Consider the following 7,521-nt stretch of genomic DNA (forward strand, 5'->3'; position numbering starts at 1 on the left):
GGACGGGGGTTGTGTCACGACTCCGTCAGATCGCGGAGCCGCGTCTGTGAGGGCCGCCCGAGGGGCGGCAGGAACGGCAGCCGGGCGTCGGCCTCGCCGTCGAGCGCCGCCGCCAGAGCGAGCAGGCACCCGGCCGTTCCGGTGGCGAGGTCCATGGACAGCCGCATCATCTGGTGGCCGGGGAAGGCCAGTTGGCCCTGGTACGACATCGCGTACCAGCCCAGTGCGGCGACCTGTTCGGCGCGCCGCCGCGGCGTGGCACCCGGCGTGGTGGTGCGGCTGAGATGCAGGATCATTCCGGCGCGGCCCTGGAAGAGGCCGGGCTGGGCGTAGAAGCGGGACGTGGCGGCGGTGAGGATGCCGGCGCGGGCCCGTTCGAACTCCTCGTCGGGCGCGTGCTGGAGGTAGTCGTCCAGGACCATGCCGATCCCCGCGCTGCCGTCGCCGAGGTACGGCAGGGTCCGCCAGCCCTCGTCGACCTCCAGTCCCTGGCCGTTCTTCTGCCGTACGCACTGCCCGAGGTCCCGGCGCAGCGCGACGGCCGCCGCTTCCAGCCACTCGCGCTCCCCGGTCCGCTCGTGATGACGCAGCAGGAACAGCGCGGGTCCGCTCGCGCCCCGCAGCAGCCCGGCCCGCCGCCGGGGGCCGTCCGGCAGCGGCTCGGCGAGCCGGCCGGCGAGGATGTGCGCGGTCTCGGCGGCCCGTTCGCGCAGTTCCGGCTCACCCGTCGCCCGGGCCAGGTCGTCGAGGACCAGTCCCAGGCCGGCGAGCCCGCCGCGCAGGTCGGAGGAGAGGTTCTGCCACCGTTCCCGCAGGAGGCCGTCGACCAGGTCCAGGGCGCGCTGCCGGTGGCCGAGGCGGTCCAGGACGTGGGCGACGCCGGCGAGACCGTCGTAGAGGCCGAAGGGGGTGCCCGCGGGAAGCGCCGAGGTGCGGGCCAGCAGCCAGCGCTCGCCCTCCTCGTAGCGCTCGGCGCCGCACTCGGCCAGCGCGTGCAGCACACCGGCCGCGCCGTGCGCGAGGCCGAGGCCGCCGCCGTCGGAGAACTGCGCGATGTCCCCGGGGAAGAGCCGGTCGTCGCGCTCCGGGGTGGCCGAGGCGAGGATCGCCTTGACCATGGAGTCACGGCTGTAGGGCCAGTCGGCCGGGTCGACGAACGGGGCGGCGCCGGCCGCACGCGGTGTGGGCGCGCCCCGCCCGCCCGACGAGCTCGTGGGGACCGCCCCGCCACGGGCGCCGCCGCTGTCACGGGTGATCTCCGCGACCGCCTCGTCGAGGAACTCCCGCGGCACGTCCGGGAACTGCTCGGCGATCACCTCCGCCAGATGGGCGGCCTTGCCGCGGTCGACCACGAACAGCGTGGTGACCGGCAGGAACAGCGCGAGCCGCAGACACGCCAGCGCGTAGCGGTCGACGTCGCATCCGGTGCGGTCCGGCGGCGCGAAGAAGCCCGGGTGGGCGACCACCTGCCGCCCGTTCTCCGAGGCCGGCGCCGCCGCCTCGAAGTCCAGCAGGGACACCGACTCGTCGTCCGGACCGATCATGATGTTGAACACGTGCAGGTCGTTGAAGACGATCCCGCGCGCGTGCACCGCCTCCACGGCCCGCTCCACCGCCCGGTGGACGCGCAGCGCCCACGCCGTGTACGCGGCGACCGCTTCGGGGTCGGGGTCCGGGGTCAGCAGCGGATGCCGCTCGCCGAAGTACGAGTTGAGGGGGCGCCCGGCGAGGAAGTCCATGACCAGGAAGCGGTGGTCGCCGAGGCTGAACCAGTCCCGCACCTCCGGCACGACCCCGGTCCCGGCGACCCGCTCCAGGGCGGCCTTCTCCCGCTCCAGCCGGGTGACCGCGTCCGCGCCGTCGGCCGCCAGACCGGCGTGCGGCCGGCCCTCCTTGAGGACCACCCGCCGCCCGTCGCGGTTGTCGGTGCCCGCGTACACCCCGCCGCCGTTGGAGAAGTGCAGCGCCTTCTCGATGCGGTACGGCAGTTCGCCCACCGTCGTCGTGTTGCGCGCCGCCAGGTGCGGCTCGAGGAAGGACGGCAGCGTCACCCACTCGGGCACCTGGAAGGACGGCGCCCGCCGGTCCGGGACCAGCTGCCCCTCGCCGTCGCGCACCGCCGGAACCAGCGAGCCGCGCTCGTCGACGACGAAGACCCGCGCGAAGGCGCCGTAGCGGACGTACAGCGGTCCGTCGCCCCAGCGCAGATCGGTCAGGATGTACGGCCCCTCGAAGCCCTCCAGCAGCGCGCCCAGCTCCCGCAGCACCTCGTGCAGCTGCTCCTCGCCGGACGGGTACACCGTGACGAACTTGCCGCTGGTGTCGCGGCCCGCGTACTTGGTGTTGCGCAGGTGCAGCAGGTGCGGCCCGGGGACGAACTTGAACGGGATCCGGCGCGGCACGCAGTAGTCCCAGACGATCGAGGCGATCCGCTCGGCGTTCGCCCGGGTGGCGGAGGCATGGATCTTCCAGCCCTGCGCGGGGCCGGGCGCCGGCCGTCCGTCGGGGCCCAGCGGCGTCAGGGTCAGCCAGTCGCCGGTCCGGCCCGCGTCCCATCCCTCGGGCACCGCACGCCGGGCCGTCTCGTACAGCGGCGTGGCGGGCCGGCCGCCTTCGGACAGCCGGTCGGGCGTGTCGTAGAAGTGCGGATCGGCGAGCGCGTACACCTCGTAGCGCTGGTCCATGTCCGTTCCCCTCCCTGGTCGGCATCGAGCCTTCCAGCCGGGCGGGGCCGCCGACAGTCACGCCTGTCACTAGACCACCGTGCGGAACGCATGCGTCAACAAATGTTCGAAACGGCGGCGAGGAACTCGTTCGAAAACCGCCGCCGCGCGGGTCTCCGGAGCCGCCCGGCGGATCCTCGACGCCGCCCGGCGCGGGTCCGGTTCCCGACCGGGTCCGGCCCCGACCGGCCCCCGACCGGGTCCGGCCCCCGACCCGGGTCCGGCCCCCGACCGGGTCCGGCCCCCGACCCGGGTGCGGGTCCGCCCGGGACTGGGCGCGGGTCCGGCCCAGGTCCGGGGGCAGGACTGGGCGCGGGTCCCGGGCGAACGATCCGTCGCAGGGGCTGCGCACGGGGGCGATACGCGCTGTAATGGCCAACGTGGTCAGTGAGGGCGCTACGGCACGCAGAGCGAGGACTTCGCGCCTGTCGCGTGTCGAACTCGTCCTCGCGAGGCTCAGCGCCGCCCCGCCCGACCCGGACCGCACCCACCGCGTCCTCGAACAGGCCCTCGTCTTCACCGGCGCCACGTTCGCCGCCCTCTACACCCCCGACGGCACGGGCACCACCCTGTGCCTGTCGGACGCCGTCGGAGTGCCCCGGACGCTGTACGCGCTGCGCGACACCTACCCGGTGACCGGGCCGTCCCCGCCGGCCGGCGCCCGCCGCACCGGACGGCCCGTGTGGCTGGGTCCCGAGGAGATCGCCGCCGGCCCCGACTCCCGGCGGATGGCCGCCGGTGACGTCTTCCTCGCCGCGCTGCCCCTGAGCGGGGAGGCGGGCGGCTGCCTGCTCGCCGTCACCGAGCGCCCCGGCGGCTTCGACGACGAGGACCGCGCCTGCCTCGAACTGGTCGCCCGCGCCGTCGCCTGTCCCGCGCCCGCCCGCGTCCCGCAGGGCGGGGAACCGCCCCCGGGCGGGTTCAGCCTCGCCATGGACACCGGACGGGTCGACGTCGGCGACGACATCCTCGACCTGTTCGGCATCGGCCGCGCCGACTTCGACGGCAAGGTGGAGACGCTGCTCGCGCTCACCGTGCCCGACGACCTCCCGTCGCTGATGTCCGTCGTCGAGGCCGACCACATGTCCATCGGCGAACGCGAACTGGAGTTCCGCGTCCTGCGGCCCGCCGGCCCGCCCCGGTGGCTGCGGCTGCGCGGCCGGCTGCTGCCGGGCGGCGAGGGCCGCCCGGCCCGCCTGGTCGGCACCGTCGCCGACGCCTCCGCGCTGCGTCCCGGCGTCACCGACGTCGCCCGCGTCCAGCGGCTCGCCGCCGCCCTGGCCACCGCCGGCACCGTACGGGACGTCAGCCAGGCCGTCGTGGCCGCACTGCGCCGGCCGCTGCGCGCCGACCGGATCGCCCTCGCCGAACTCGAGAACGACCGCCTCGTCGTCACCGTCCTCGACCCGCCCGAACCCGAGTCCTGGCCCGAACTCTGGCGTCTGGAATGGCGCACCGAGTGGCCCGACGCGCCCGTGCGGGCCATGCCCACCCTGGCCGCCGCCCTGCGCGAGGGCCGCGCCAGCATCTGGCCGGCCGGCACCGCCCTCGAACCCGCCCTCGCCGAGGTCGGCCCGGGCGGCCTGGCGGTGCTCCCGCTGCCCGCCGGCGGCCGGATGGCCGGGGTCTGCCTGATCGGCTGGGACGCCCCGCACGACTTCGGCCCCGACGAGCGCGCCCTGCTCACCGCCTCGGCCGGCCTGGCCGGCCAGGCGCTGATGCGCGCCCACGCCTTCGACGCGGAACACGAACTCGTCGGCACGCTCCAGCGCACCCTGCTGCCGCGCCGGCTGCCCAAACTGCCCGGCGCCGAGGCCGTCGCGCGCTACCTGCCGGCGACGGCGGGCCTGGAGGTCGGCGGCGACTGGTACGACGTCATCCCGCTGCCCGACCACCACGTCGCCCTCGTCATCGGCGACGTCCAGGGCCACAGCGCCGGCGCCGCCACCCTGATGGGCCAGATGCGCACCGCGCTGCGCGCCTACGCCGCCGAGGGCCACCCGCCCGACGTCGTCGTCTCGCACGCCAACCGGCTCCTGCTGGACATGGAGACCGACCTCTTCGCCACCTGCGCCTACGTCGACGTCGACATGGAGGCCGGCACCGCCTGGTGCGTCCGTGCGGGCCACCTGCCGCCGGTGCTGCGCCATCCGGACGGCGGTACCGAGATCGTGTCGGCCGAGGGCGGACCGCCCCTGGGCGTGCAGGGCGAGGCCGACTACCCGATGACACCGCTCAGACTCCAGTCCGGCACCGTCCTCGCGCTGGCCACCGACGGCCTCGTGGAGTCACCGGACGCCGACATCGACGTCGGCATCGACCGGCTCGCCCGCGGTCTGGCCGGCGCCGACCCCGGCCACCTGGGCCTGGTCGCCGACGCCCTGCTGACCGGCGCCCGCCGCGACGACGACATCGCCCTGCTCCTCATGCGCTACGACGGCCTGGCCGTGCGCCCGCTCCGGGAGAGCTGGACGGTGTGGCGGGTTCCCGAGGCGGTCCGGCACGCCCGCCGCTTCACCCGGCGCACGTTGAACTCCTGGAACGTGACGGAGGAGGCCGACGCCGCGCTGCTGGTCGTCTCGGAACTCGTCACCAACGCCCTCGTGCACACCGAGGGCCAGATCCGTCTGGACCTCACCCTCGTCAACCACCGGCTGCGCATCGCCGTGGCCGACGCCTCGCCGCGCACGCCGGTCAAGCCGACCAGCATCGGCTGGGAGGCCACCGGAGGCCGCGGCATCCTCCTGGTCGAGGCCCTGTCCGCGGCCTGGGGCACCCTCCCGGTCGGCGGCGGCAAACAGGTGTGGTGCGAACTGCCGCTGCACGGCTGAGACCGCCGGGCCTGTCGTCGGGACCGGCCCGTCCAGCTGCCCACCGCCGCGGCCGCCCGGCGGCCGTGGGGCGGTCCGGCCGCCGCGGGCAGCCAGGCACGCCCGGTCGACCGGGCGTGCCTGGCTGTCCAGTGCCGCTCCGGGCTGCCCTGGACTTCCTTCTCGCTCCGACCGCCCGGCCGCCGTGGACCGCGTGACTGCCCGCCGACCAGGCTTTCCGGCCGCCCGACGGACCCGGACTCGCTGGTCGCACGAGCTGCCCGGCCGCCGTGGGCCGGCCCCGTGACCGCCTGGGCTGCCCGGTCGCTGCGGCCGGCTCGGGCTCCTCGGCTGTCCGGTTTCCCCGGGCGGATCCGCCGGCCACCGGGCGGAGGCGTCGGCGACGGGGCGCGCCGGGTGTTCCCTCGTGCCGGGCACCGCCTCGGTCCCTGTTCCGGGGCCTCGGGTCACTCCCCGTCCGGGCGGTCGCCGGCCTCCGGGCGCGCTGCCCTCTCCACGTCCGCCTCGACCTCGGTGCGGGCCTTGCCCGCGTCGTTCGCGTAGTCGCTCAGGGCGGCCTGGAGATCGCGGGCGAGGTCGCGCCAGGCCCGCCAGGCCGTCTCGTACGTCTCGCTCTGCGGCCCGGTCCACCGCTCCTGCGCGGGCGGCCCGTAGTTCGCGCGCAGCTGTTCGACCCGGGTGTGCGCCTCGTCGGCGGCCCGCTGCTTCGCCACAAGCTCTTCGAAGGTGTGTGACACAGCCCAGGACCTTAAGCGCGGCGGGGGCGTGCGGCCGTTCAGACCTGCCGTGACCGGGGCGCGGCGCACCCGTGTGGCGGGGTCGGCCGCCGTCCGGGCGCACCCGCGAGGACCGATGCGCGGTGGCCGTGTCACACCCCGCCCCGGCACTTCGGAGCGGCGGCCCCGCCCGTCGGCGTGTCGGCGAGGCCGGTCGCGTCCCCACCGGCGCGTCGGCCGGGGGAGCCGGCGGGGGCGGCCTGCCGGGGTCGTGGTGGCGCGGGGCTGCTCCGTCCAGGCATCCGTCGGTCGCGGGCGGGTACCCGGCGGACATGGACACCACCGGATACACAGCGGCGGCCGGCGCGCCGTCGGTCGTCGGGATCATCCTCGTGGTCGTCGGCGGTCTGATCGTCGTCGGCCTGCTGGTCTGGGCCGTCCGGCTCGGCATCAAGGTGATGCACCGCGAGTCCCGGACCCCCCGCGGCGGCGAGCATCCGACGCTGCCGGAGTCCGGGCCGGTCCACGAGACCCAGCAGCGGCGCGAACCCGACGAGGTCCCCCGCGCCGAGGACACCGGCCGGCGTCTGAGCCCGCACGAACTGGGTTCCCCCGGCAGCAGGCGCAGCGAGGACCAGGACCGGCCACGCTGGGACGAGGGTTCCAGCGGCTCCTTCGGCAGCGGCGGACCCGGCGGCAGGTGACGCGGGCGCGCCGCGCGGAGGTTCGCCGGCGCCGCCCCCGGGGACCCGAGCGGCCTGGACGACGGGGTCCCGCACCGGAACGGTCCCGCAGCGGGCCGGCCCCGACGGGGCCTCCGCACCGCGACGGAAGCAGAAGGAAGATGAGGAGCCGTGACCGCGCACACCGTTGAGCCCCCGGTGGCCGACAGCCCCGAGACGGGCTGGGCCCAGGCCCGCAGGCAGAGGGAACGGGGCGTACGCACCTGTCTGCCGGCACGCGGGGAGGAGCGCGGCGGCCCGGGGCAGGGCGAACGCACCGGCCCCGAGTGGAACATCGTGCGGGGCGAGGACTGACGCGGACGGAAGCGACGAGCGCGGAACCCCTGAAGAGGGGGACGGACCGGCGGGCCGGTGAGCCCTCCCGGCCACGGATCCGTCCCGCGCACGACCCCCGCGGGGGGGGGGGGGGGGGGCGGGCCGCCCCCCCCCCCCCCCCCGGGGCGGGGGGGGGGGGGGGGGGCCGCCCCCCCCCCCCCCCCGGGGGGGGGGGGGGGGCCCCCCCCCCGGC

The 7,521-nt window shown here is 76.4% G+C and carries 5 protein-coding genes; 3 read left to right on the forward strand and 2 right to left on the reverse strand.

Going from position 1 to position 7,521, the window contains the following annotated elements:
* Positions 1 to 14 precede the first annotated feature (14 nt).
* The gene (gene lanKC, locus ACH5A8_RS24160; RefSeq protein ID WP_399005164.1) at positions 15 to 2,684 is read right to left on the reverse strand and encodes a class III lanthionine synthetase LanKC; all 2,670 of its coding nucleotides are present in this window, start codon (positions 2,682 to 2,684) and stop codon (positions 15 to 17) included.
* A gap of 410 nt (positions 2,685 to 3,094) precedes the next feature.
* Here lanKC and ACH5A8_RS24165 point away from each other — a divergent pair, with 410 nt between their 5' ends.
* Positions 3,095 to 5,554: a SpoIIE family protein phosphatase gene (locus ACH5A8_RS24165; RefSeq protein WP_399005166.1), complete on the forward strand. Its 2,460-nt coding sequence runs from the start codon at positions 3,095 to 3,097 to the stop codon at positions 5,552 to 5,554.
* 446 nt (positions 5,555 to 6,000) lie between these two features.
* Here the strand turns inward: ACH5A8_RS24165 and ACH5A8_RS24170 are convergent, their stop codons facing one another.
* A complete protein-coding gene (locus ACH5A8_RS24170; protein WP_399005168.1) occupies positions 6,001 to 6,291 on the reverse strand; it encodes a hypothetical protein in 291 nt (96 codons plus the stop codon).
* A gap of 311 nt (positions 6,292 to 6,602) precedes the next feature.
* Here ACH5A8_RS24170 and ACH5A8_RS24175 point away from each other — a divergent pair, with 311 nt between their 5' ends.
* On the forward strand, positions 6,603 to 6,974 hold the full coding sequence (locus ACH5A8_RS24175; RefSeq protein ID WP_399005169.1) for a DUF6479 family protein: 372 nt from the start codon (positions 6,603 to 6,605) through the stop codon (positions 6,972 to 6,974).
* A 150-nt stretch (positions 6,975 to 7,124) separates the two neighbouring features.
* Positions 7,125 to 7,307, forward strand: a complete 183-nt coding sequence (locus ACH5A8_RS24180; RefSeq protein WP_399005171.1) for a hypothetical protein — start codon at positions 7,125 to 7,127, stop codon at positions 7,305 to 7,307.
* Positions 7,308 to 7,521: the final 214 nt, after the last annotated feature.

The sequence above is a fragment of the Streptomyces sp. NPDC018610 genome, from assembly GCF_044391765.1.
GTDB lineage: Bacteria > Actinomycetota > Actinomycetes > Streptomycetales > Streptomycetaceae > Streptomyces.

Excerpts from the sequence above, each read along its gene's own strand:
- lanKC (WP_399005164.1), bottom strand. The coding sequence starts at position 2,684 with ATGGACCAGCGCTACGAGGTGTACGCGCTCGCCGATCCGCACTTCTAC.
- ACH5A8_RS24165 (WP_399005166.1), top strand. The coding sequence starts at position 3,095 with ATGGCCAACGTGGTCAGTGAGGGCGCTACGGCACGCAGAGCGAGGACT.
- ACH5A8_RS24175 (WP_399005169.1), top strand. The coding sequence starts at position 6,603 with ATGGACACCACCGGATACACAGCGGCGGCCGGCGCGCCGTCGGTCGTC.